The sequence below is a fragment of the Actinomycetospora sp. NBC_00405 genome (assembly GCF_036044095.1).
Lineage (GTDB): Bacteria > Actinomycetota > Actinomycetes > Mycobacteriales > Pseudonocardiaceae > Actinomycetospora > Actinomycetospora callitridis.
On record NZ_CP107938.1, the window covers coordinates 4,312,757 to 4,336,091 of the forward strand.

Annotated in this window: 23 protein-coding genes; 10 read left to right on the forward strand and 13 right to left on the reverse strand. The window is 72.4% G+C overall.

Annotation, left to right across the window (positions count from 1 at the left end; translation table 11 throughout):
- Window positions 1-198: 198 nt before the first annotated feature.
- A complete protein-coding gene (locus OG774_RS21290; RefSeq protein ID WP_328304106.1) occupies window positions 199-3,246 on the forward strand; it encodes a DUF3427 domain-containing protein in 3,048 nt (1,015 codons plus the stop codon).
- Window positions 3,247-3,274: 28 nt separating this feature from the next.
- On the opposite strand, the gene OG774_RS21295 is transcribed toward OG774_RS21290, so the two are convergent.
- The 5 genes from OG774_RS21295 to OG774_RS21315 all read right to left on the reverse strand — a co-directional run bounded on the left by OG774_RS21295 (window position 3,275) and on the right by OG774_RS21315 (window position 7,728).
- Window positions 3,275-3,706, reverse strand: a complete 432-nt coding sequence (locus tag OG774_RS21295) for a hypothetical protein (RefSeq protein WP_328304108.1) — start codon at window positions 3,704-3,706, stop codon at window positions 3,275-3,277.
- A gap of 94 nt (window positions 3,707-3,800) precedes the next feature.
- Window positions 3,801-4,649, reverse strand: a complete 849-nt coding sequence (locus OG774_RS21300; protein WP_328304110.1) for an MOSC domain-containing protein — start codon at window positions 4,647-4,649, stop codon at window positions 3,801-3,803.
- An 89-nt stretch (window positions 4,650-4,738) separates the two neighbouring features.
- A complete protein-coding gene (locus tag OG774_RS21305; protein WP_274196391.1) occupies window positions 4,739-5,107 on the reverse strand; it encodes a hypothetical protein in 369 nt (122 codons plus the stop codon).
- Window positions 5,108-5,208: 101 nt separating this feature from the next.
- Window positions 5,209-6,288: a glycoside hydrolase family 172 protein gene (locus OG774_RS21310; protein WP_328304112.1), complete on the reverse strand. Its 1,080-nt coding sequence runs from the start codon at window positions 6,286-6,288 to the stop codon at window positions 5,209-5,211.
- A 735-nt stretch (window positions 6,289-7,023) separates the two neighbouring features.
- Window positions 7,024-7,728: a TetR/AcrR family transcriptional regulator gene (locus OG774_RS21315; RefSeq protein ID WP_328304114.1), complete on the reverse strand. Its 705-nt coding sequence runs from the start codon at window positions 7,726-7,728 to the stop codon at window positions 7,024-7,026.
- A gap of 82 nt (window positions 7,729-7,810) precedes the next feature.
- Between OG774_RS21315 and OG774_RS21320 the strand changes: the two genes are divergently transcribed.
- Entirely contained in the window at window positions 7,811-8,677 is an 867-nt protein-coding gene (locus tag OG774_RS21320) for an NmrA family NAD(P)-binding protein (RefSeq protein WP_328304116.1), read from the forward strand.
- On the opposite strand, the gene OG774_RS21325 is transcribed toward OG774_RS21320, so the two are convergent.
- Window positions 8,668-9,126: a DNA polymerase ligase N-terminal domain-containing protein gene (locus OG774_RS21325; RefSeq protein ID WP_328304118.1), complete on the reverse strand. Its 459-nt coding sequence runs from the start codon at window positions 9,124-9,126 to the stop codon at window positions 8,668-8,670. The two genes, OG774_RS21320 and OG774_RS21325, sit on opposite strands and share 10 nt — an antisense overlap.
- Window positions 9,123-9,944, reverse strand: a complete 822-nt coding sequence (locus OG774_RS21330; RefSeq protein WP_328304120.1) for an endonuclease/exonuclease/phosphatase family protein — start codon at window positions 9,942-9,944, stop codon at window positions 9,123-9,125. The genes OG774_RS21325 and OG774_RS21330 overlap by 4 nt, the downstream gene beginning before the upstream one ends.
- Before the next feature lie 258 nt (window positions 9,945-10,202).
- On the opposite strand from OG774_RS21330, the gene OG774_RS21335 reads away from it, so the two are divergent.
- Window positions 10,203-10,628, forward strand: a complete 426-nt coding sequence (locus tag OG774_RS21335) for an ester cyclase (protein ID WP_328304122.1) — start codon at window positions 10,203-10,205, stop codon at window positions 10,626-10,628.
- Window positions 10,629-10,643: 15 nt separating this feature from the next.
- Here OG774_RS21335 and OG774_RS21340 read toward each other — a convergent pair whose 3' ends face one another.
- A complete protein-coding gene (locus OG774_RS21340) occupies window positions 10,644-11,915 on the reverse strand; it encodes an integrase (protein WP_328304124.1) in 1,272 nt (423 codons plus the stop codon).
- Between the two features lie 80 nt (window positions 11,916-11,995).
- Between OG774_RS21340 and OG774_RS21345 the strand changes: the two genes are divergently transcribed.
- Complete coding sequence (locus OG774_RS21345; RefSeq protein WP_328304126.1) at window positions 11,996-12,382, forward strand: NUDIX domain-containing protein; 387 nt, start codon at window positions 11,996-11,998, stop codon at window positions 12,380-12,382.
- Here the strand turns inward: OG774_RS21345 and OG774_RS21350 are convergent.
- Entirely contained in the window at window positions 12,364-12,879 is a 516-nt protein-coding gene (locus OG774_RS21350; RefSeq protein ID WP_328304128.1) for an RNA 2'-phosphotransferase, read from the reverse strand. The genes OG774_RS21345 and OG774_RS21350 overlap by 19 nt on opposite strands.
- 45 nt (window positions 12,880-12,924) lie before the next feature.
- On the opposite strand from OG774_RS21350, the gene OG774_RS21355 reads away from it, so the two are divergent.
- Complete coding sequence (locus OG774_RS21355) at window positions 12,925-13,812, forward strand: DNA polymerase domain-containing protein (protein WP_328304129.1); 888 nt, start codon at window positions 12,925-12,927, stop codon at window positions 13,810-13,812.
- On the opposite strand, the gene OG774_RS21360 is transcribed toward OG774_RS21355, so the two are convergent.
- On the reverse strand, window positions 13,809-14,618 hold the full coding sequence (locus OG774_RS21360; protein WP_328304130.1) for an ABC transporter permease: 810 nt from the start codon (window positions 14,616-14,618) through the stop codon (window positions 13,809-13,811). The two genes, OG774_RS21355 and OG774_RS21360, sit on opposite strands and share 4 nt — an antisense overlap.
- On the reverse strand, window positions 14,615-15,550 hold the full coding sequence (locus OG774_RS21365) for an ABC transporter ATP-binding protein (RefSeq protein ID WP_328304132.1): 936 nt from the start codon (window positions 15,548-15,550) through the stop codon (window positions 14,615-14,617). The genes OG774_RS21360 and OG774_RS21365 overlap by 4 nt, the downstream gene beginning before the upstream one ends.
- A gap of 80 nt (window positions 15,551-15,630) precedes the next feature.
- Here OG774_RS21365 and OG774_RS21370 point away from each other — a divergent pair, with 80 nt between their 5' ends.
- The 4 genes from OG774_RS21370 to OG774_RS21385 all read left to right on the forward strand — a co-directional run bounded on the left by OG774_RS21370 (window position 15,631) and on the right by OG774_RS21385 (window position 20,283).
- Window positions 15,631-16,398 (forward strand): TetR/AcrR family transcriptional regulator, encoded by a 768-nt coding sequence (locus OG774_RS21370; protein ID WP_328304134.1) that lies wholly within the window; start codon window positions 15,631-15,633, stop codon window positions 16,396-16,398.
- Between the two features lie 55 nt (window positions 16,399-16,453).
- Window positions 16,454-17,656: a cytochrome P450 gene (locus tag OG774_RS21375; RefSeq protein WP_328304136.1), complete on the forward strand. Its 1,203-nt coding sequence runs from the start codon at window positions 16,454-16,456 to the stop codon at window positions 17,654-17,656.
- A gap of 70 nt (window positions 17,657-17,726) precedes the next feature.
- Window positions 17,727-18,722: a DUF2332 domain-containing protein gene (locus OG774_RS21380; RefSeq protein WP_328304138.1), complete on the forward strand. Its 996-nt coding sequence runs from the start codon at window positions 17,727-17,729 to the stop codon at window positions 18,720-18,722.
- Between the two features lie 85 nt (window positions 18,723-18,807).
- Complete coding sequence (locus tag OG774_RS21385) at window positions 18,808-20,283, forward strand: FGGY-family carbohydrate kinase (RefSeq protein WP_328304140.1); 1,476 nt, start codon at window positions 18,808-18,810, stop codon at window positions 20,281-20,283.
- A gap of 3 nt (window positions 20,284-20,286) precedes the next feature.
- Here OG774_RS21385 and OG774_RS21390 read toward each other — a convergent pair whose 3' ends face one another.
- Window positions 20,287-20,859, reverse strand: coding sequence for a TetR family transcriptional regulator (locus OG774_RS21390; protein WP_328304142.1), 573 nt, complete (start codon window positions 20,857-20,859; stop codon window positions 20,287-20,289).
- Window positions 20,860-20,955: 96 nt separating this feature from the next.
- On the opposite strand from OG774_RS21390, the gene OG774_RS21395 reads away from it, so the two are divergent.
- Window positions 20,956-21,846, forward strand: a complete 891-nt coding sequence (locus OG774_RS21395) for an SDR family oxidoreductase (RefSeq protein ID WP_328304144.1) — start codon at window positions 20,956-20,958, stop codon at window positions 21,844-21,846.
- A gap of 70 nt (window positions 21,847-21,916) precedes the next feature.
- Here OG774_RS21395 and OG774_RS21400 read toward each other — a convergent pair whose 3' ends face one another.
- Window positions 21,917-23,269: an MFS transporter gene (locus OG774_RS21400; protein WP_328304146.1), complete on the reverse strand. Its 1,353-nt coding sequence runs from the start codon at window positions 23,267-23,269 to the stop codon at window positions 21,917-21,919.
- Between the last annotated feature and the right edge of the window lie 66 nt (window positions 23,270-23,335).

Genomic DNA, 23,335 nt, shown 5'->3' on the forward strand with positions numbered 1-23,335 from the left:
TGGCCACCCGATCGGGTGGTCGATGCTCGGAGCAGTGCCGCCCTACGAAGGGTTCGCAGAGCTCTCGTTGGCCGTTACTTGTCCCTGGTGACCGGTCGCAGACCTCGGGCGGTCGCAAGCTCAGGTCGCGACGTCCCCCATGACTTGGTCCCCGGCACTGACCGTCTGGCCACCGGAACCATGTGCCACTCTGCCGCCGTGGACGCGGGAGTGGGCGACGGGCTATACGAACTCCTGCACACGCGGAGTCTCGAACGCCGGCTACGTGCTCTGCCGAACGGCGCCGCTCGGTTCGACGCGATCGATAAGGCAAGCGCGCCTGACGTTCTCGCCCGGCACGTCTCTGAGGTCGTCCGTCGTGCACTGATAGACCAGACGGACAGTGATCGTCGTCGGGAACTGGTAAACGGCATCGTCGAGATGGTGAACCAGAACCACGGTGACGACGCTGTCGTGGCCTTGGAGCAGCTGCTGGCAGTGGCGGTAGCACCCGGCGTTCATCGCGTCATGCGACCGACAGTGCCGCTTTCGGACACGGCGTTGCTGACCAACACTCCGGACGAACCCAGTCTGGGCGCGGAGCTGAACGCCGAGCTTGCGAGTGCCGACCGAGTCGACCTGCTTTGCGCGTTCGTCAAGTTCCATGGCACGCGCCTTCTCGCCGAGCAGCTCACGGCGTTGCGCGAGCGAGGCGTGCCGCTGCGGGTGATCACCACGACGTACTTGGGCGGCACTGAACGGCGCGCCGTTGACGAACTCGTCCGCCGCTACGGCGCTGAGGTCCGTATCCGGTACGAGGAGCAGTCGACGCGGCTGCACGCGAAGGCCTGGCTGTTTCGGCGGGACAGCGGATTCGACACGGGGTATGTCGGGAGCTCCAACCTGTCGAAGTCCGCGTTGGTCGACGGGCTGGAGTGGAACGTCCGCATCTCCTCGGTCGCCACGCCGACCTTGGTCCGCAAGTTCGAGGCCACCTTCGACACCTACTGGAACAACCCCGAGTTCAGGCCCTATGACCCGGACCGCGACGCCGAGATTCTCGACCGTGCGCTCGGCGCCCAGGCAGGCTCCGGCCCGTCCACCTTGGTCCTCTCGGGGCTCGAGGTCCGCCCGCGCCCGCACCAGGAGCGCATCCTCGAAGCCCTCGAGGCCGAGCGCACCGTGCACGACCGTCACCGCAACCTCGTCGTCGCCGCGACCGGTACGGGCAAGACGGTCGTGGCCGCTCTCGACTATCGGGGGCTCGGCGGCAGCGAGAAGAGCCTGCTGTTCGTCGCGCATCGTCGGGAACTGCTCGAGCAGGCCCAGCGCACTTACCGCGAGGTGTTGGGCGACGGAACTTTCGGCGAGCTGCTCGTTGGTGGCCAGCGCCCGAGCCGGTGGAGACACGTGTTTGCTTCCGTCCAGTCGCTCCGCGAGGTAGATCTTCCGGCGTACGACGTGGCCGTGATCGACGAGTTCCATCACGCGGAGGCGCCCTCGTACCGCGCGCTGCTCGGGAAGCTCGAGGCGATCGAACTCCTCGGTTTGACCGCCACGCCCGACCGCGCCGACGGCGTCGACGTGCGGGAGTTTTTCGGCGGCCGCACAGCCGTCGAGATCGGCCTCGGGGAAGCCCTCGAGCAGGACCTGCTGTGTCCATTCCACTACTTCGGGGTCGCGGACAACACCGACCTCAGCGCGCTCGAATGGAAGCGCGGCTCCTACGACACCGAAGCCCTCGATCAGCTCTACACCGGCAACGACGCCCGAACACGGATCGTCCTCAACGCCCTACATGATCGGGTGGCTGATCCTCGGCGGGTACGTGCCCTCGGCTTCTGTGTCTCGGTCGCGCATGCCGAGTACATGGAGCGGAAATTCAGCGAGGCCGGCATCCCGTCACGCGCGGTGCACGGTGGGACCGCGTCGGTCGAGCGCGACCAGGCGGCGGCCGACCTTCGCTCGGGCGCTGTCGCGTGCCTGTTCACCGTCGATCTCTACAACGAAGGCGTCGACCTACCGACGGTTGACACCGTCCTGTTCCTACGGCCCACCCAGAGCGCGACGATATTCCTTCAGCAGCTCGGCCGCGGGCTTCGGAGAGCGCCCGGGAAAGCGGTGCTCACCGTCCTCGACTTCATCGGCCAGCATCGCCGCGAGTTCCGTTTCGACGTCCGTTATCGCGCGCTGACCGGATCGACCCGAGCCGGGCTGGTTCGTGACATCGAAGACGGCTTCCCATACCTCCCTTCTGGTTCGCGATTGATTCTCGATCGTGTCGCGCAGGGAGTCGTTCTCGAGAACGTGCGCCAGGGTCTGAAGGGCGGGCGGAAGGCGCTGGTGCAGGACGTCCGGTCGCATGGCGACCTGTCGCTCGAGGACTACCTCCAGGCGAGCGGACAGGAGCTCGCCGATGTTTACGGTCGCGTGGCTGGAGTCAGCTGGACCGGTTTGCGGAGGGAGGCCGGGTTCGCGACGAAGCCCGCGGGTCACCGGGAGGACGAACTCCTCCGGCGGGTCTCGAGCCTGATTCACGTGGACGATCCACGTCGCGTTGCCACTTACAGTGAGTTGTTGAGTCCTGAGGGTCCGGCCTTCCCCTCGCTGTCGCCGGACGCCCAGGCCCTCGCGCGGATGCTCGTCTACACGATCTGGCCAGACCTCGGTCGCCATGCCTCCTTCGAGGCGGCGCTGCGGACGCTGCGCAGGCACCCGGCTGTTGTCGAGGAGTTGGGCACCCTGATGGCGCTCGCCGCGGATCGGGCGCGGATGGTCCCGAGGGACCTCAGAGTCCCGGGCGTCTCGCTTCAGTCGCACTGCACCTATCGGCGCGATGAGGTCTTGGCGGGTATCGGTTGGGCCGACGGGACACGCAAGACGCGTGGGCAGGCGGCCGGAGTCGTGTACTCGGAGGCGACGAACGTTGACGCGCTGTTGGTCACTCTGCACAAGGAGGAGAAGGACTTCGCGCCATCAACGAGATATCGGGACTACCCGATCTCGGCGGACCTCTTCCACTGGGAGTCGCAGAACGCCACAGCGCTCGCGTCGCCGATGGGTCAGCGCTACATCAAGGGAACGAGCAACGTCGTGCTGTTCGTGAGGGCGACGCGCGCCGACGAGTTCGGGTCCGCGCCGTTCCTCTGCCTCGGGACGGCTACTGCCGTAGAGCACGCGGGCGAGCGCCCGATATCGATCACCTGGCGTCTCGACCGGCCGATGCCGCAGTCTCTGCTCCAGGCTGGTGCCGTCGACGCTGCTTAGAGGGAGCCCGTTCAGCCGAGTGTCCGAGTCACATGTCGTCGAGCGGATCGATGGGGTGGGCTCGCCACACGAAGACGGGCTCGACGCCTTCGAACGCCGCGGCGAGCTCGCACCACCGTCGCGCGGGGATGGCCGTCGCCTCCTCGAGGTGGACGCAGGCCGCGGCCAGGTCCCATTCGTCGTCGCAGAGCTGGGGCACGAAGAGCCCGCTGGAGGAACTCCACCGCGCGACCCGGCTCCCGCGGCGCCCGGAGCTGCGCTGCAGGATCTCGGCGAGTCTCGGGGTACGACGCGCCGCCGGGTAGCGCGAGACCCACGGCCACGAGTCGAAGGCGCTCGTCAGCGCCGTGTCGAGCGGGGCGGTCGAGCTGATCGCGTTGACGCCCGCGACCAGGCAGCCCACAGCGAGACCCTCGCCGATCTCGGTCTGTTGCCGGGTCTTCGTCAAGCCTTCGGGCATCGTCGTCATGGTCTCTCGGCCGGACGCCGTGCCTGCCGCCGACGCGCCGGGCAGCACCCCGCCGTAGAACCGTGCTGGGCGGCGCGTCGAGGCGCTACGAGTCAGCAGCCTCTCGGGACGTCGTCGGCGCCTCGCGCAGCTCATCACCGACCGCGACCTCGCCCGGCGTCAGCACCGTGTACTTCGCCCCGAACACGACGCCCTTGTCGGTGAGGCGGTAGGTCGCGAGGGTCTCCAGCGGCTCGGGGCCGGCGCGCTCGCCGGAGCGTTGGTCGACCGTGACGACGGCGCAGCGCACGGCCTGTTTCGAGAACGCCAGGTGAGTGCTCCCGAGAAGGACGCGGTCGAGCGAATCCTCCGCGTGGGCCGCGCAGTCGGTGAGGACGACGTTGGCGCGGAAGCGCTCGAGGGGGATCGGCTCGCCGGTTCGTTCGGCAGCGCGGTCGGAGAGGTCGTCGGCCGCGGCGCGGGAGAGGAGCAGGAGCGAGCCGCTGTCGGCCCAGCCGGAGAGTCCGGGCACGAGGCCGTCGGTGGGGCGGTGGTGCTCGGGCGTGACGCCGACGAGCCGGCTCTCCACCCCGAGCACGTCGGAGAGCCAGGCGGCGGCGTCGTCGCCGTGGTCGAGCGCGGGATGGTCTTTACCGAAAATCTCGACCTGGCGCCTCGGGCCGTCGCTGACGACGTCGACCGAGCACGGCTCGCGGCTGTCCGCGGCGAGGGTGAGGCGGTCACCGTCGAGGTGCGGCCGCACCCTCGCGAGGAGGGGATGGCGCCGTTGGGTCTTGAACCGGCCGTCGGGGCCGATGACCATGAACTGCCGATCGCCGGCCAGTCCGGTCGTCGTGACCTCGCGGCGGTCGACCGCCATCCCCGCACAGCTCTTGATCGGGAAGACCGTCAGGGATGCGACACGAGCGATCCGTGGTCCGTTCTCCTCGACCATGCCGCTCCCGACGCCGTGTGAGAGCCAGCGTGTCACGCCGCTTCGCCCCTGGCGGGGTCACGGCCAGGAGGCGCCGGGCAGACCGAGGGTCAGGCCGGGACCTGGTCCTCCGACACCGCCCGCACGCCGCCGTCGACGAGCACGAGGTGGTCCTTGCCCGGCTCGCGGACGAGGATCGCCTCCTCGATCTGGGCGAGCAGGGTCTGCAGGCAGGCGGCCTCGGGGTCGTCGAGCTCGTCCGGCTCGTCGTCCAGCGACGGGTGGGCGCCGGGGGCGACACCCTGCTCGTCGCACACGTGCGCGGCCAGCCGTTCGGGGCACACGTGCAGGCGCACGGCGGGGTCGACGGGCTCGCCGTCGAGGTCGATCAGGTCCACGCCACCGGACGGGGTCCCGTCGAGGTTGGCGCGGAAACCGAGGGCAGAGAGGAAGCGGTCGTAACGCTCCTGGTCGTTCAAGGCGTACCTCCGTGGACGGATGACCGATGGTGCGAGGTGCAGGGCTGGTCCTGCCAGTGCGGAGGGGTGTGACCCTGGCCAAGTGGGCAGTGACGTCCGGCTCACGGACCCGTCAGGCGATCCTCCACCGGCGCCAGTTCGAACGGGCGGTGGGGTTCGGCCTGGTACCAGTAGGCCGTCGACGACCAGTCGTCGCTGCGCTTGTTGGCGTGCCCGTGCTCGATGCTCACGCGGATCGAGCGCTCGAAGACGACCGGGTCCTCGACGTGGAAGCGGTACAGGCTGACCGGTCCGCGCCAGTTCTTCCCGCCCGCGAGGGTGACCCCGTGGTACGGCGCGGAGTAGGTCTGCGTCGGGCACCAGGCGGTGTTGACGTAGTCCTCGGTGCCGGTCCCGTGCAGGGTCGGCGGCCACTCGTCGCCGTCGATGAAGATCATGTCGTCGCCCTCGCCGTACCAGTTCCACTTCCGGGTGCGGCGCCGGTTCTGGATGTTCAGCACGCAGCCGACGTAGTGCCCGTGCCCCTCGACCTCGAGGATCGTGTAGTTGTCACGGCCTGTCAGGTTCGTGCCTCCGAACTGGTACGCGGCGTTGGACGGGCCGGGGCGCACGCCCGCGGTCGGGTTCTGCCGGCGCCACTGGGCGTGGAAGCGCCCGATGTCCGCGTCGAGCGAGTCGATCTCCTCGTAGTCGACGTAGAAGTAGACGACGACGTCCGCGTCGTCGACCTCGCTCGTCACCGCCATCCGCGCACCCGACCCGAACGGCATGGCGAACCAGCAGTTGAACGCCTTGCCGTCCTCCGGGCTCATCTGCAGCGGCAGCGAGACGAAGTTGGTGGTGCGGCCGTGGCCGACACCGAAGAAGTCGCCGAGCGGGACGGCGACGCTCGGGTGCTCCTCGCCGTCCCACCAGGCGCGTAGGACGAGACGGCGCAGCAGGTCGCCCGCCCCTCCGAGCGGCCGGCGCAGCGAGCGGGGCGCGGCGACGGTCATCCAGAGGTGGGTGACGACGCCGGCCCCGACGACGTCGAGCATCGTCGCGGTCTCGCCGGGACGGAGGGAGGCGCGGTCGTCGTTGCCCCCGGTGCGATCCCAGCTCGACGAGCGCCGTCGTCGCGTGCGCCGCAGCCGGGGCAGGTCGCGCAGGCTCGAACCGTGGGGGCCGTAGTCGACGGTCATGGGCCCAGCGTGCCCAACCGGACCGAGTCGACCGAACTGGAAGGAACCGCTCGGCGACCGCGGGAGTCAGAACCAGATGACGACCCGAGGACAGAAGGAGGCGGTGGCGATGTCGACTGCGGAGGAGATGCCGACGGCGGAGGAGCTGGACGAGACTCCCCCTCTCGGCCGGGTGAGGGCGCAGGTGTTCGCGCTCCTCCTGATGGAGGGGCTGATCCCTGCGATGGCGACCGGGGACGTCTGCGAGCTCGCCGTGTCGATCGACGACTGGAACGTGGTGGAGGCTGCCGACGACGGCATGGAGTACCTGATCACCGACGATGACTGCTGGTCGGTGACGCGAGGGCTGCTCCGGCGGGAATCGGCTCCCGGCCCTGAGGACGGGCAGCTGCGGGTCGACACCTGCGGACAAGGGTTCCTGCTCCACGGCACCGCGGCCGACCATCCGCTGCCCGACCGACCGGTCTACATCGAGGGCTTCGTGTACGTGGAGCCCGCGAGGATGCCGATGTTCGGCGTCGACAATCCCAGGGCGCGACCGATGCGACGCCCGTGGAGGGTGGTCGCGCTGCACCGAGAGGTCGTCGCGCGTCGTCGTGCCGAAGGGAAGTCCGCGACGTTGATCGATCGGCTCCCGGACCCCGCGGACGTCCGACACCGGCAGCTACTACTTCGCCGATCTCGTGCTCGCCTGACGGGTGACCGCTGCAGGTCGTCGTCCGGCGGCCACCGGCGTCAGCGACGACCGGAGGCTCCGGTGATCCGGTCGAGCCACTCGCGCAGGACGCCGAGTTCCGCCGCGCTGAGGGTGTCGACGTCCGGCAGGGCGGCACGCAGGGCGGCGGCCGCGGGAACGGGGCCGGGGTCGGGGAGGGCGGGCGCGTCGGTGGTGATCGCCGCGATGACGGCCTCGCGCGCGGAGGTCGCGAGGAGCGGGTCGCGCCGGCCCTCGGGCGTGGCGATGAGCGTGAGGGTCGTGCCCTCGCCGACGGCCCGGACGAGGCCGACGGCCCGGTCCTCGGGCACGCGCAGTCGTCCGGCCTCGGCGATCCGCCCGATGTGCTTGGCGAGGACGTCGACGGCGGCGGTCGCGGCCGGCGAGCCCGGGCCGGTGCGCGCGTACATCAGGCGGTAGAGCGCGGGGTGGGCGAGGCCGAGACCGACGTGCAGGTCCCAGCCCTCGCGCAGGTCCTGCACCGGATCGTCACCCGGCTCGGCGGCGGTCTTGGTCGCGAGGTAGGACGCGAAACCATGGGCGGCGACGGCGTCGAGCAGGCCCTGCTTGTCGCCGAAGAGCCGGTAGATCGTGGGCGCCTGGACGCCGGCCGCGGCGCTGACCGCGCGGGTCGAGACCGCCTCCGCCCCGTCCTCCTCGAGCAGGCGCAGCGCCGCCGCGACGATCCGCTCGCGCGGGCCGGCCGCGCCGCCCTCGGTCCTCACGATGCCGACGATAGCGAGAACGGGCTTCCACCGCTAACAACAGTGCTACTGTTCGAGCGTTACCACTGGAAACGGAGTCCTCATGATCGTCGTGACCGGAGCGAGCGGCCAGCTGGGCCGCGCCGTCCTCGAGCGGCTGCTCGACCGCGTGCCCGCCGAGCAGGTCGGCGCGAGCGTCCGCGACCCGGAGAAGGCGCGGGACCTCGCGGAGCGCGGTGTGCGCGTGCGCGGCGGCGACTACGCCGAGCCGTCGAGCCTCATCGAGGCGTTCGAGGGGGCGTCGCGGGTGCTGGTGGTGTCGGCCAACACGCTCGGCGAGGAGGGCCTGCGGCAGAACCGCGCCGCGATCGAGGCCGCCGTCGCGGCGGGCGCCGAACGCGTGCTCTACACCAGCCACGCGGGCGCCCGGCCGGACTCGCCGTTCCCGCCGATGCCCCAGCACGCCGCCAACGAGGAGGTCCTCCGCACGTGCGGGGCGCCGTTCACGTCGCTGCGCAACGGCTTCTACGCCTCGACCGTGCCGCTGCTCCTGCAGGGCGCCTGGCACACCGGGGAGCTCCGGGTGCCCGAGGACGGGCCCGTCGCGTGGACCACGCACCGCGACCTGGCCGACCTCACGGCCCTGGCCCTGGCCAGCGACGAGTTCGACGGCCCCACCCCGCCGCTCACCGGCCCGGAGGCGCTCACGATGGAGCAGGTCGCCGCGCTGGCCTCGGAGGCCGCCGGTCGCCCGATCCGCCGTGTCGTGGTGTCCGACGCCGACTACCGGGCCGAGCTGGTCGGCCACGGCGCACCGGAGGCGGCCGCGGACATGCTCGTCGGCATGTTCGCTGCGAGCCGTCGCGGCGACTTCGCGACGGTCGACCCGACGCTGCCCCGCCTGCTCGGCCGGCCGGCGACGCCGCTCCGGGAGGTCCTGGCCACGGCGGTGCCGGCGGGTCAGGCGTAGTCGTCGTTCGTGCGCCCGGTGAGCACCGAGGTGTTCTCGTCCCGGGCCGGGTCGCGGTGGCGGCCGGCGGCCCCGTCCTTGGTCTTGATCATCAGCCAGTCGTCACCGCCCGTGCGGAGGAACGCGTAGCCGCCTGTGAGCTTCTGGCCGTGCAGCTCGACGGTGAGGTGGCCGTTCGCGAGGGCCTCGGCCGCGGTGCCGTCGGTCCGCATCTGATAGGTGCCGGTGTCCCAGACGATGACCGTGCCCGTGCCGAGCCGGCCCTCGACGTCGATGTGGCCGAGCGCGTGGTCGTCCACGCGCTTGGCGAGACGGCGCTGGGCCGGATCGGTCGACGGCCCCTTCGGCACCGCCCACGACACCAGCACGCCGTCGATCTCGAGCCGGACATCGAAGTGCAGCGTCGAGGCGTGGTGGCGCTGGACGACGAAGCGGCCGGCGGTCGTCACGACGGCAGGCGCAAGGTCGCGACGAGCGGTCGGTGGTCGGACGCCGTGACGTCCGGCGCCTCCGGCGCACCGACGGGTACGAGCCCGCGTAGGAAGATGTAGTCGATCTTCCCGAGCAGGCTCGTCGCGAGCCGGGCGTCCGGGTCGACCTCGGTGAAGCCCTGGCGCAGGGGTGCGAGCTCGGGCTGGGAGGCGAGGAGGTTCAGATCGCCGAGTACCACGGCGGGTGCCGCCCCCGCCGCGTCGGCCGCAAGACGACGGAGCTGGTCGTCCTGCACTCCACTGAGCCCGAGGTGGGTGGTGTGGACGGTGACGGGCCGGTTCGCGTGGGTGGTGACCTGCAGGGACAGGTAGCCACGCTGCTCGTCGCGCGCGTCGGGCGGGAAGGTCGTGATGCGCGCGCCGGTCACGGGCAGGAGCGAGAGCACGGCCAGGCCGAACTGCACGTCGTCGGGACCCGTGTCGCAGGCGGGTCCGAGCGCGGCGTTCACGGAGGCATTCGCCTCGGCGGGGGTCGGCGGACGGATCGGTCCCGGGACGACCTCGTAGGTGAGGCCGTGGTCGCGCTGCAGGAGCCGCGCGAGCTCCTCGGCGTCGGCCGTGCAGATCTCCTGCAGGGCCAGGACGTCCGGGCGCAGCTGGGCGACGACGGGCGCCCACTCCGGCGGGTCGTGGTCGCCGGTCTGGACGTTCCAGGTCATCGCGCGCAGCGCGGCGGGTTCGGCGGGATCGGGGGTCGTCGCGACGGGCTCGGCGCCGCAGGCGACGGCCAGGCCGACCAGGAGGGCGAGCCCGAGCGCCTGCCAGCGTCGCTGCACGCGCCCATGTTCGTGGTTGACGTCGTCGGAGGTGCGACAGGGGCTGATCCTGCCTGCCACGGAGCCGGATCCTCACTGACTGCCCGCGCCCCATCTCGTCCTGTGAACGCCCTCCGGACCGCCACCCGAACAGACGCACGGCCGTCCTTGTCTCGATCTCGCGCAGGTCGAGAGACTCGGTCCGCAGGCGTTCTGGTGGGAGAGGCGCGAACTCGCGCCGCTCGGGACACCGTCGCCCGCCTCGAGGGGGACGCCGCCATGACCGATGCCGCACAGGTCCGTGACCTTGTCCAGCGGCTCGAGGACGCGATGAATTCGCGCGAGCTCAAGGCGCTCGACGACATCGTCGCGACCGACTTCGTCCGGCACTGCGAGGCGACCCCGGACTTCGACGTCCGCAGCCTCGAGGACTTCAAGGAGTTCCTGCGGGCGAACACCGCGGGGTTCCAGGACAACGTCCAGACGTTTGAGCAGGTCGTCGTAGAGGGCGACCGGGCCGGGATCTGGGCGACCTACGAGGGCACGCAGACAGGTCCGTTCGGCCCGTTGCCGGCGTCGGGGCGCAAGGTCCGGTTCAGCTTCGGCGGCGTCTTTCGCGTGCAGGGCGACAAGCTCGCTGAGCTGTGGGTGACCTGGGACAACATGACGATCCTCGGACAGCTCGGCGCGCTCGCCGGCTCCTGACGTCACCGCGGAAGATCAGCCGAAGCGCTCGGTGGTGATGGCGCGGGCGGGGACGCCGAGGCTGCCGAGGCCGTCGAGCGCCGCGCCGACGAGCGGGGGCGGCCCGCAGACGAAGTACCGGTGGCTCTCGGGGACGCCCGTCGGCAGCACGGCGCGCAGCATGCCGGGATCGAGGCGGTGGCCGCCGGTGCGCAGGACCGACAGGTCGAGACGCCGGGAGAGCGCGAGGATCTCGGTGGCGAAGAGCGCCTCGTTCTCGCGCTCGGCGAGCAGGAGGGCGTGGGCGCGGGGATCGGCCGCCGCGGCGTGGGCGCGCAGGATGCTCATGATCGGCGTGATGCCGACCCCGCCGGCGATGAGCACGAGGCCACCGCCGCTGATGTCGGTGGCGGCGATCGGCACGAAGGCGCCGTGCGGGCCGTCGACCCACACGTGCCGCCCGACCTCGAGGGCCTGGAGACCGCTGCTGAAGGGCCCGCGGTCGCGGACGGTCAGCTCGAGCCGACCCGCCCGCGTCGAGGCCGCGATCGTGAACGGGTGCTCCTCGGCGAGGGGCAGACGCCGCAGCCGCAGCCACACGAACTGCCCCGGCTCGGGCGCGGGGTCGAGCGCGCGTCGCGCCGGGGTGAGCACCACGGTCGAGGTGTCCGACGACTCCGGGCGCACCGCGGACACGACGTGCAGGCCGCGGTCGAACAGCGGCACGGCGATCCAACGCCGCACGACGACGCCGACCAGCACGACGCCGAGCGCGCCGAGGGTGACCCCCACCAGCGGGTTCGCCGGCAGGTGCCCGAACAGCACCACGTGGGCGACGACGAGCAGCACCGTGCTGACCCCGAGCGCCGCGTGGACCCGGGAGGACAGCCCGTAGCGACGGGACGTGGCGCGGGGCCGCAGCGTCACGAGGACGGTCATGAGGACCACCGCGGTGATCCCGACCTTGATCGGCGGACCGACCGCGAACAGGTTGAGGATCCCCAGGCCATGATGCGAGTGCACGACGGCGGACACGACGTGCGTGATGGTGATCCCGACGACGGCCACGCCGAGCCCGCGGTGCAGCGCGATGCCGAGCTCCACCCCGAGCACCCGCGTCAGGCCCCGCACCCGCGACACGACCACGACGATCGCGACCAGGAGCACCGCGGCGACGAGGCCCGTCCCCGAGGTGATCGAAACCGTCTCGGCGAGCTGGGGCGAGCCTGCGGAGATCGCCAGAGCCACGATCGGCATGAGCACCACCAGGGCGAGGACCATGACCCACGTCCGACCCTGCTCGCTCACGGCGCGGAAGCTAGGCCGGTCCCCGACGGCGCCGGTGCCGTTCGGTGGCGCTGTGACCTTCTCGTGACCGAAGGAGCTCCGTGACCGACCCCGAGCTCATCGCCCGGGCCGTGGTGGTGCGCGACGGCGCGGTGCTGCTCATGCAGGAGCGGGCCGCCGGCTACTGGTTCTTCCCCGGCGGGCACGTCGAGGCGGGGGAGACGCCCGAGGACGCGGTGGTGCGCGAGCTGCGCGAGGAGCTCGACGTCGGCGCCGCGATCACCGAGCGCTGGGGCGAGCTGGAGAACCGCTGGGACCGGCACCACGAGACCAACCACGTCTTTGCGGTCCGGATCGACGCCGCCGACCCGGTCAGCCAGGAGCCGCACCTCGCCGCCGGGTGGCACCGGCTCGAGGACCTCGACGACACCGACGTCCGCCCGCGACAGCTCGCCGACCTCGTCCTGGCTCACGCCCGCCGCAGGTAGCGGGGGTCGAGCGCGTCGGTCAGCCAGGTGTCGTCGTTGCCGCGGCGGAAGACGACGCCGTCCGCGGCGGCGGCGCGGGCGTCCACGGCCAGCACGACCGGCCGCCCGTGGCGGGCGCCGACCGTGAGCGCGGTGTCGGGGTCCGGCGACAGGTGGACGTACTGGCGGCCGCCGGGGAGCAGGCCGTCGCGCAGGATCGCGTCGACCACGGGCGACGACGTCCCGTGGAACAGCTCGTCGGGCGGGTCGGCCGGCGGCAGGGCGACGCGGCCGGGCAGCGAGTGCCCGTAGCGGGCCCTGATACGTCCGTCGGCCAGCTCGAAGCGCGCCTTCGACCCGTGCGCCACCACGTCCTCGACGTCGGCGCGGGACACCCGCAACGCGGTGCACAGCGCGTCGAGCGACACCCACCCCTGCGCGTCGAGCGTCAGCCCCACGCGCCCCGGGTCGTGACGCAGGGCGCGGGACAGGCGCTTCGAGAGCCGGACGCGGTCCACGACCGGCAGGTTTGTCGACGGGCCCCTTGAGGCAAACGCCGGGACATGACGACCGTCGCCGGCATCGACGTCACGCACCCGGACAAGGTGCTCCTGCCCGCCCGCGAGGGCGGCGAGGACGTCACGAAGGCCGATCTCGCCCAGTACTGGGACTCGGTGGCGACGACGGTCCTGAAGCACCTGACGGGCCGGCCCCTGACCCTGCAGCGCTTTCCCGACGGCCTGAACGCCGGCGGGTTCGTCCAGCAGGACGCCGGGAAGCGCGCGCCGAAGGGCCTGCACACCGTCGACACCCCGCGCCGCGAGCGCAAGAAGGACGCGGACGACGTCGTGCACCACCCCGAGGTCGAGGAGACCGCCGACCTCATCCGGCTCGTCCAGTTCGGCACCGTCACGCTGCACGGCTGGAACGTCGTCGCGGGCGCGCTGGAGCGTCCGGACCGGCTGGTCGTCGACATCGACCCCGGCGAGCGCCAGGACCTCGCCGGCATCCGGGACGTGGCGCGGGCGGTGCGGGACGCCGTCGAGGGCCGTGGCCTCGTCGCCTTCCTGCAGAGCACCGGCAGCCGCGGCTACCACGTCGTCGCGCCGCTCGACGGCTCCGCGGACCAGGAGGCCGTCCGGGAGGCCGCGATCGAGATCGCCGAGGCGGTGGCCGCCGACGACCCCGACGAGCTCACGACGGAGGTGCGCAAGGACGCCCGCGGCGGCCGGACCTTCCTCGACATCGGCCGCAACGCCTACGGCCAGACCGCGGTGATGCCCTACTCCCCGCGGGCCCGTCCGGGCGGGCCGACCGCGACGCCGCTGGACTGGGACGAGCTGGCCCGCGTCACGCCCGACCAGCACGACGTCCGCTCGATCCCACGCCGCCTCGCCCGCAAGACCGACCCGTGGGCCGGGTTCGCGGAGAACGCCCGTCCGTTGAGTTAGCCCGCGCTCCGGAGCACCGACCGGATGCCGACGACGAGCCCGACGGCGCAGGTCAGCGCCGCGGCGATCGCGCCGTACAGGATCGACGGGTCGCCGAGCGCCCCGGTGAACGCCGCCCGCTCCGCGTCCACGACGTAGGTCAGCGGGTTCACCGTCGCCGCCGTCTGCATCCAGGCCGGCCCGGACTCGAGCGGCAGCATCATCCCGGAGAGGATCAGCAGCGGGAAGATCAGCGTCTGCTGGACGCCCCAGAACAGCCACTCGCGGTTCTTCGAGGCCAGCGCGAGCGCGTAGGACAGCGCCCCGAGCCCGACGCCGAACACCCCGAGGATCGCCAGGCCGACGAGCACGCCGACGGGCGAGAACGTCACGCCGAACGGGACGGCCGCCAGCGTGATGATCACGGCCTGGACGACGAGCGGGGCGAGCTCCTTGAGCGCCCGCCCGACGAGGATCGACGCCCGCGAGATCGGGGTGGCGAGCACCCGCTCGTAGCTGCCGGTCATGAGCTCGAAGAGCAGGTTGGCGCCGGTGCTCCCGGTGCCGAACAGGGCGATCATCACGACGACCCCGGGCAGGAACCACGTCAGCGGCGACTCGCCGCCGAGCTGGTCGGCCGACAGTGATCCGGCCAGCAGCGGGGCGAACAGCCCGAGGAAGACCAGGGGCTGGAGCAGCGAGAAGATCAGCGAGAACGGGTCGCGCAGGACGAGCGCGAACTCGCGCACGAACACGGCGGCGGTGTCGTGGACGAAGCCCGCCCGGGGTGCGACGAGGTCCGGGGGCGAGGCGACATCGACGCTCATGCCGCGGCTCCTTCCTCGCGCAGGCTCCGGCCGGTCAGGGCCAGGAAGACGTCGTCGAGGCTGGCCTCGTGCAGGTGCGCGGAGTGCACGGTGACGCCGGCCCGGTCGAGGCGGGCGAGCAGGCCGGGCAGCACCCGGGCTCCGCCGGTGAGGCGGAGCTCCACGCGGTCGGCGAGCGCCCGCGAGCCCTCGACCAGGCCCGCGACCGTCGCGGGGTCGTCGACGTGCAGCACCAGGCGGTCCTCGGCGTGGCGTGTGCGCAGCTCGGCGCTGCCGGCGTCGGCGATGACCTCGCCGTGGTCGACGACGACGATCCGCTCGGCCATGGCGTCGGCCTCGTCGAGGTAGTGGGTGGTGAGGACGACGGTGGTGTCGTGCTCCGCCCGCAGGCGGGTGATGTGCTCCCAGAGGTTGGCGCGGGCCTGCGGGTCCATGCCGGTGGTGGGCTCGTCGAGGAAGAGCAGCCCGGGCCGGTGCATCAGGCCGATCGCGACGTCCATGCGCCGCTTCTGCCCGCCGGAGAGCGACGCGACGGTGCGGCGTTCGAGCCCCTGCAGCTCGAGGGCCTCCATCAGCGTGCCGGCCCGTCGGCGGGCCGTGGCGCGCGTCTGCCCGTAGAAGGAGCCCTGCGTGATCAGCTCGTCGAGCACGCGGTGGTTGTGGCCGCCGGCGTTGCCCTGGCCGACGTAGCCGATCCGTCGCCGCACCCCGGTGGGGTCGGCGACGACGTCGATGCCCGCGACCTCCGCGGTGCCCGACGTCGGGCCGAGCAGCGTCGTCAGCATCCGGAGCAGCGTCGACTTGCCGGCGCCGTTCGGGCCGAGGACGGCCACGAGCTCGCCCGGCTCGACCCGCAGGGAGATGCCGCGGACCGCCTCGACCACCGCGCCGCGCCGTCGGAAGGTGCGCCGCAGGTCTTTGGTGCGGATCATCGCGATCCTTTCGGTACAACGTCTGGAAAGTGCCTGCGCTAGGTTAAGCGGACGCTGTCCGGAAAGGCAAGGGAGTGCGGATGGGCGACGAGCACCACCTCGACCTGCTCTGGGGACGGGGTCCCGCGACGGGACGGGGTCGGCCGGCGCGGACGACGCGCGAGCAGGTCGTCGCGGCCGCGCTCGCCCGGGCCGACGCCGCCGGGCTCGAGGAGCTCTCGATGCGCGCGGTCGCGGCCGACCTCGGCGTCGGGGTGATGGCGCTCTACACGCACGTCGAGAGCCGGGAGGGGCTCGTCGCCCTGATGATCGACGCGGCCTTCGCCGAGATCACGGGCGACCTGTACCCCCACACCGGCGAGCCCTGGCGCGACGCCGCGGCCCGCCAGGCCCGGGCGCTGTGGGAGCTCTACGCCCGCCACCCGTGGATCCTCCACCACGGGAGCCGCCTGCCGATGGGGCCGCACGTTCTCGGCATGGAGGACGCGTTCTTCGCCCCGTTCCTCGACATCGGCCTCGCCCCGGCCGAGACGGTCAACGCCGCGATCGCACTGCGCTCGCTGGTCACCGGCCTCGCGCGCGACTCGACCAGCGAGCAGGACCAGGTCCGGCGCACCGGCGTCGGGTTCGCCGAGTACTGGTCGTCGATCAACGCGGTGTTCTGGGAGCGGTACTTCGAGGAGGAGCGGTACCCCTCGATGACGCGCCTCTGGTACGAGGGCGGCTTCGAGAGCGAGGACGTCCTTGCCGAGGAGGGGATCCTCGAGCGCGCGGTGGACGCCTATCTCGACGGGATCGCCGTTCGGGTGCATTCCGGAGGTTCCGGGCAGGACGCGGGCGGCACCTGATTCGAGGGAGCACCATCGAGGGCGGGGGCCCACCACCGTCACCGGGAGGACCGCGATGACCGACCAGGCGACCCACGCGTGGACCGGCGAGGTGGCCGCGCAGCGCGACGGCTTCACGCTGCTGCCCGAGGTCGAGGAGCTGCGCGACGCGGGGGAGACCCGCCGGGTCGCGACGCCGTTCGGGCACGAGGCGACGATGGTCACGCGCTACGCCGACGTCCGTGAGCTGCACGGCGACCCGGAGCGCTTCCGCCTCGACGGCGTCCCGGCGCCTCCGGCGCTGGTGGCGGCCGGTCGCGACACCGCCGAGTTCCGCCGTCGCCAGGCCGGCAACCTGCTCGGGCAGGAGCCGCCGGACCACACGCGGCTGCGGCGGATGCTCACCGGCGAGTTCACCGTCAAGCGGATGAAGCGCCTGGTCCCGCGCGTCGAGGAGATCGTCACCGAACACCTGGACGCGATGGAGAAGGCGGGGTCGGCGGAGCTGGTCGCCGACTTCGCCCTGCCCGTGCCGTCGATGGTGATCTGCGAGCTGCTCGGCGTCCCGTACGAGGACCGCGGCGAGTTCACCGAGCGCAGCGCCCGCCAGCTCGACAGCACGATCGAGGCGAGCGAGCGGATGCGGCTGGCCGACGAGTCCCGTGTCTACATGTCGAGCCTCGTCTCCCGGCACCGCGAGGCCCCGGGCGACGACCTGCTCGGCATGCTCATCCGCGAGCACTCCGACGACGTCACCGACGACGAGCTGATCGGCATCGGCAACCTGCTGCTCGTCGCCGGGCACGAGACGACGTCGAACATGCTGTCGCTGGGTACGCTCGCGCTCCTCGAGCACCCCGACCAGCTGGCCCGGGTCCGCGACGACCCCTCGGCGGTCGACGGCGCGGTCGAGGAGCTGCTGCGCCGGCTGACCGTGGTGCACGGGAGCTTCCCGCGCGCCGTCGTCGCGGACACGACGCTCGGCGGGCACCCGGTGGCGGCCGGCGAGCTGGTCATCGCGTCGCTGGTGGCGGCCAACCACGACCCGGAGGTCGTCGAGCACGCCGAGGAGCTCGACATCTCCCGCCCGCCGTCCCCGCACCTCGCCTTCGGCCACGGCATCCACCACTGCCTGGGCGCCCCGCTGGCGCGGATCGAGATGCGCGTGGCGTTCCCGGCCCTGTTGCAGCGCTTCCCGGGGCTGCGCCTGGCCGGCGAGCCCGAGTTCCGCCACCGCACCCTGATCTACGGCCTGCACCGCCTGCCGCTGGCGTGGTGATGGCCGACGGCCACGTGAGTGTTCTGGGTCGTCAGGGCAACCCGGAACACTCACGTGCGCGGAGCGCCTCGTGATCGGGAACGAGCCGGAGCTCGGGGTCGCCGAGAACTACCGGCGCTTCGCTGTCGCCCAGGCGCGGGGTCGCAGCCCGCTCTACGAGGAGCTCGCCCGCGGCGTCGCGGACGACGCGGAGGTGGTGGCCCTCCTCATGGAGCTTCCGCCCGAGAAGCGCCAGCCCAACCTTCTGCTCGCGACCGTCCGCTTCCTGGCCGGCGTCCAGCCGGACCAGGCGGCCTTCCGGGAGGTCGTGTTGGAGCGCCGGGACGAGGTCGTCGCGACGATGCTCGCACGGCGCACGCAGACCAACGAGCCCGCGCGGTGCGCCACGCTGCTCCCGGCGCTGGCCGCGCTCGAGGGTCCGCTGGCCCTGCTCGAGGTCGGCGCGAGCGCCGGGCTGTGCCTGTATCCCGACCGCTACGGCTACCACTACCGGTGCGCCGACGGCGAGGACGTCCGACTCCCGGGCACACCGGTGCTGACCTGCGACGTCCGGGGTCCGGCGCCGCTGCCCGACGAGAAGCCGACCGTCGTCTGGCGCGCAGGGATCGACCTGAACCCGCTCGACGTCGCCGATCCGGACGACCTGCACTGGCTCGCGTGCCTCGTGTGGCCGGGCGAGCCGGAGCGCGTCGATCGGCTCGAGGCAGCGGCCGCGGTCGCTCGCGAGGACCCGCCGCGGATCGTGCGTGGCGATCTCGTCGAGGAGCTCCACGCGCTCGCCGAGCAGGCGCCGCGCGAGGCCACGCTCGTGGTCCACCACTCCGCCGTCCTGACCTACCTGCCCCCGGACCGGCGCGCGGCGTTCGCCCGGGCCGCCGGCGAGCTCGATGCCGTGTGGCTCGCCAACGAGTCGGCCTCCGTCCTCGCCGATCTCCCGCAGCCGCCCCCGTCCGACCTGCCCGTACCCCCGCCCGGCCCAGTCCCGTTCCTGCTGACGCGCGACGGGCACCGCCCGTTGGCCTGGGTCGACGGGCACGGCACGTGGGTGCAGTGGCTGGCGGGGTGAGGGCTCGACTGACCTCGGGAGGACGCTTCGGTTTCCGAAGCATTTCCTGGAAGGCAGGCGGACCGGGTCTCTAGTGTCGCGCACCGTGACGTTCGTCCTCGGGATCGACATCGGGACGTCGTCGTCCAAGGGCGTCCTCGTCGACGCCGGCGACGGCACGGTCGTCGCGCGGGCGGAGGTCGAGCACGCGACGTCGTTCCCGCGCCCCGGGTGGGTCGAGCACGACGCCGAGGACGTGTGGTGGGCCGACTTCGCGGCCTTGACCCGCGAGCTGCTCGCCCACGGCACGCCGGAGGCGGTCGGCGTCAGCGGCATCGGGCCGGTGCTGCTGCCCGCCGACGCCGACGCACGCCCGCTGCGTCCCGCGATCCTCTACGGCGTCGACACCCGCGCGACCCGCGAGATCGCCGAGCTCACCGACGAGATCGGCGCGGAGGCGATCGTCGCGCGCGGCGGCACGCCGCTGTCGAGCCAGGCGGTCGGGCCCAAGTGGCGGTGGCTGCAGCGTCACGAGCCCGGGGTCTGGGACGCGACGCGGTACTTCTTCATGGCGAGCTCGTACCTCGTGCACCGCCTGACCGGCGAGTACGTCCTCGACCACCACTCGGCGAGTCAGTGCGACCCGATGTACGACCTCGAGGCCGCCGACTGGGCCCCCGACCTGGCCGAGCTCGTCGCCCCCGGCCTCGCCCTGCCCCGGTTGCAGTGGCCGGGGGAGGTCGCGGGGGTCGTCACCGAGCACGCGGCGGCGCAGACCGGGCTGCGGGCCGGGACACCGGTGGTCACCGGCACGATCGACGCCTGGGCCGAGGCGGCCAGCGTCGGCGTGGAGAGCGCCGGCGACACGATGGTCATGTATGGCACGACGATGTTCCTGGTGCAGGTCGCGGACGCGCCGGTGCGGCACCCGGCGCTGTGGGCGACCCGCGGCGTCGCGCCCGGCTCGTTCACCACCGCGGCCGGGATGGCCACCTCCGGCGCGATCACGGCCTGGCTGCGTGACCTCGTCGGCGCCGACTACGCGACCTTGACCGACGAGGCCGCCGACGTCCCGCCGGGAGCCCGCGGGCTGCTCCTGCTGCCCTACTTCGCCGGCGAGCGCACCCCGATCCTCGACCCCGACGCCCGCGGCCTGGTGCTCGGGCTGACGACGGGCCACGGCCGCGCCGAGCTGTACCGCGCCGTGCTCGAGGGCATCGCGCACGGGGTGCGGCACAACCTCGAGGCCCTCCGCGAGGCCGGTGGACCGGACCCGCGCCTGGTCGCCGTCGGCGGCGGGACCCGCGGCGGGCTCTGGACGCAGATCGTCAGCGACGTGACCGGGCAGGAGCAGCACGTCCCGGCCGACACGACCGGCGCGGCGCTCGGGGACGCCGTCCTCGCCGCCCGGGCGCTCGGGCTCGACGCCGATCTCGCGAGCTGGAACCCGATCGTGGCCACCGTGACGCCCGACCCCGAGCGCACCGCCCGCTACGACGCCTTCCACGAGCACTACCGCGCGCTCTACCCCGCCACCGCCGACGCCGCCCACTTCCTCGCCGAGGAGCAGCGGCGCGCCTAGCGTTCAGACCTGGGGCGCGGTGACCAGCGACCGGAGCTGCGTCAGCACCGCCCGCAGGATCTCGGCGAGCGGGCGCTCCTCGCCCTCGGCGATCCACGTCGCGAAGCCCACGCGGAAGACGGCGACGCCGCTCTCGGCGGCCAGGGCGGCCGCCGTCGGGTCGACGCCGCGGCGGCGCAGGCCGTCGGTCATCGCCGTGGCCAGGCCGGAGAGCTTGAGGAGCTCGCGCTCCTGCAAGCCCGGGTCGGCGTCGATGACGCGCTGGCGCGCGCGGGACCACGAGCGTCGCTCGTCGGGGAAGAACGCGGTCGCGCCCTCGAGCGCGGCCGCGACGATCGCCAAGGGGTCGGAGCCGGCCGCCTCCTCGATGCCCGCGAGGAACAGCCGTTCGAACTCGTCCTGGCCGGAGAAGAGCACCTCGCGCTTGTCGGCGAAGTGCCGGAAGAACGTCCGCTCGGTGAGCCCCGCGGTGGCGGCGATCTCCGCGACCGTCGTGCCGTCGAAGCCCTGCGCGCCGAACCGCTCGAGGGCGGCGGCCTGCAGCCGCTCGCGCGCCCCGGGCTTCCAGCGGACCATGGGCCCAGCGTACTGATGGCAGTCGCTGACATCAGGGTCTACAGTGATGTCAGTACCTGACATGGTCGCCCGTGAGGGCAGAGGAGGCCACGCATCATGCGTGTATTCGTCACCGGAGCCAGCGGTTGGATCGGCTCCGCCACCGTCGACGAGCTGCTCGGCGCGGGACACGAGGTCGTCGGGCTCGCCCGCTCCGACGCCTCGGCCGCCGCGCTGGAGGCCAAGGGCGTGACGGTCCTGCGCGGGGACCTCGACGACCTCGAGGCGCTGCGGCGCGGGGCCGCCGACGCCGAGGGGGTCGTGCACCTCGCGAACAAGCACGACTGGGCGGACCCGGCGGAGTCGAACCGGGCCGAGCGCGTCGCGGTCGAGACCCTGGGCGAGGCGCTCGTCGGCACCGGCCGGCCGCTCGTGCTGGCCAGCGGGGTGGCCGGGCTCGCAGCCGGGCGACCCGGGACGGAGGCGGATCCGTCGCCCGCGATCGGTCCGGACTCGCCGCGCGGCGGCGCGGAGAACCTGGCGTTCGCCTACGTCGATCGCGGCGTCCGCGCCGTCAGCGTCCGCTTCGCGCCCACCACCCACGGCGACGGCGACCACGGCTTCATCGCCCTCATCACCACCGCCGCCCGGCGTCAGGGGGTGTCCGCCTACGTCGGGGACGGCTCGACGCGCTGGTCGGCGGTGCACGTCTCCGACGCCGCCCGGCTCGTCCGGCTCGGGCTCGAGCAGGCCCCGGCCGGGGCGCGGCTGCACGCGGTCGCCGAGGAGGCGATCCCCAGTCGAGAGATCGCGCAGGCGATCGGCGACGCGCTGGGCGTCCCCGTCACCTCCGTGGCGCCCGAGGACGCCGTCGAGCACTTCGGCTTCATCGGCATGTTCTTCGCGATGGACATGGCCGCGTCGTGCGACCACACCCGCAGGGCCCTCGACTGGACGCCCACGGGCCCCGGCCTGCTCGAGGACATCAAGGCCGGCGCCTACCGGTGAGGGGCTGCGCCCACGTGAGTGCTCTGGGTCGTCGGGGCGACCCAAATCCCTCACGTGGGCCGCAGGCCCCTCACTCGAAGTCGACGTCCTTCGTCTCGGGGCCCGCGGCCGCGCCGGCGGCCCCGAGCAGGCCGCCGAAGGCGAGCAGGACGAGCACGGCCGTCGCGTACGGCATGAGCCCGCCGAGGCCCTCGAGGAAGAAGGCGTAGAAGGACGGGATCACGACCGACACGCTGAACCCGAGGCCGAAGCCGGAGGCGCGGACGTCGGTGCGGAACCGCTCGGTGATGTAGGGCAGGACGACGCCCCACGGTGCGGTGACGACGATCGAGAACAGGCAGACGACGAGGATCACGACGCCGAGCGGCAGCCCGCGACCGTTCACGAGCACGGCCATGAGCCCCACGCCGACGGTGGCGATCAGCAGCCCGCCGATCATGAAGAACCGCCGTCGCCCGATGCGCTGGCCGATCACGCCCGCCGCGATGTAGCTGCCGACCAGGCAGACGTACGCGATCAGCAACGTCACGGTCAGCTGGTTGTTGGACAGGCCGACGAGGTTGCGCAGCACGGTGGTCGGCAGGAAGAGCGTCACGAGGTTCTGCGTCAGCCAGAACCCGGTCATCATGGCGAAGACCTGCAGGAACGTGGAGCTGCGCAGCACCGCGAGGAGGGGCCGGCCGGCGCCGCCCTGCGACGTGCCCTCGGACTTCGCGGCCTCGGCGGCCTCCCAGATCTCCGATTCCGACACGCTGCGCACGTAGTACGCCGCGAGGACGAAGGCGAGCAGCGCGCCGAGCACGAACGGGACGCGCCAGCCCCACACGGCGTACGGGGAGTCCGGCCCGGCCAGCGGGAAGAGCGCGAACGACGCGAGGCCGACCAGCGTGATCGCGACGTAGGCCAGCGGGAACGCCGAGAGGATGATCCCGCCGAGCAGACCGCGGCGGCTCTTCGTCGAGTACTCCATGGCCAGCGGGAGCGCGCCTGTGTACCCGCCGCCGAGACAGATCCCGTCGAGGAACCGCAGCACGATGAGCACCCAGAACGACGCGATCCCGATCGTCGTGTAGCCGGGCACCAAGGCGATGAGCAGCGTGATCACGCCGAAGCCCGTCACCGAGATGATCGTGCTGCGCCGGCGCCCGATGCGGTCGGCCAGCGCCCCGAACACCGCGGCGCCGATGGGCCGCCCGACCAGCGTGGTGACGAAGACCAGTGACGTGAAGATCGCGGTGGTGCCCGGGTCGAGCTGCGCGGGCTGGAAGTAGAGCAGCGCCGGGGTGAGCACCACGGTCGGTAGATAGATGTCGAACATGTCGACGAACTCGGCGAAGAACGCCCCGCGGGTCGCCGACTTCCGCTTCTCCGCACGTTCCGGGCTCTCCGCCGGCGTGCTCACGGCCTGCTCGGGACTCGTCATCGAGACCACTCCTCGCCACCGAGGTGCTTCTTCGTCTGGCTGTCAGACAATCTGGAACGTAGAGTC

Bases quoted from the DNA above. Each gene is read 5' to 3' on its own strand.
- OG774_RS21295 (WP_328304108.1), bottom strand. From the start codon at position 3,706: ATGCCCGAAGGCTTGACGAAGACCCGGCAACAGACCGAGATCGGCGAG.
- OG774_RS21360 (WP_328304130.1), bottom strand. From the start codon at position 14,618: ATGAGCGTCGATGTCGCCTCGCCCCCGGACCTCGTCGCACCCCGGGCG.
- OG774_RS21320 (WP_328304116.1), top strand. From the start codon at position 7,811: ATGATCGTCGTGACCGGAGCGAGCGGCCAGCTGGGCCGCGCCGTCCTC.
- OG774_RS21400 (WP_328304146.1), bottom strand. From the start codon at position 23,269: ATGACGAGTCCCGAGCAGGCCGTGAGCACGCCGGCGGAGAGCCCGGAA.
- OG774_RS21335 (WP_328304122.1), top strand. From the start codon at position 10,203: ATGACCGATGCCGCACAGGTCCGTGACCTTGTCCAGCGGCTCGAGGAC.
- OG774_RS21395 (WP_328304144.1), top strand. From the start codon at position 20,956: ATGCGTGTATTCGTCACCGGAGCCAGCGGTTGGATCGGCTCCGCCACC.
- OG774_RS21365 (WP_328304132.1), bottom strand. From the start codon at position 15,550: ATGATCCGCACCAAAGACCTGCGGCGCACCTTCCGACGGCGCGGCGCG.
- OG774_RS21390 (WP_328304142.1), bottom strand. From the start codon at position 20,859: ATGGTCCGCTGGAAGCCCGGGGCGCGCGAGCGGCTGCAGGCCGCCGCC.
- OG774_RS21355 (WP_328304129.1), top strand. From the start codon at position 12,925: ATGACGACCGTCGCCGGCATCGACGTCACGCACCCGGACAAGGTGCTC.
- OG774_RS21375 (WP_328304136.1), top strand. From the start codon at position 16,454: ATGACCGACCAGGCGACCCACGCGTGGACCGGCGAGGTGGCCGCGCAG.
- OG774_RS21310 (WP_328304112.1), bottom strand. From the start codon at position 6,288: ATGACCGTCGACTACGGCCCCCACGGTTCGAGCCTGCGCGACCTGCCC.
- OG774_RS21300 (WP_328304110.1), bottom strand. From the start codon at position 4,649: ATGGTCGAGGAGAACGGACCACGGATCGCTCGTGTCGCATCCCTGACG.
- OG774_RS21370 (WP_328304134.1), top strand. From the start codon at position 15,631: ATGGGCGACGAGCACCACCTCGACCTGCTCTGGGGACGGGGTCCCGCG.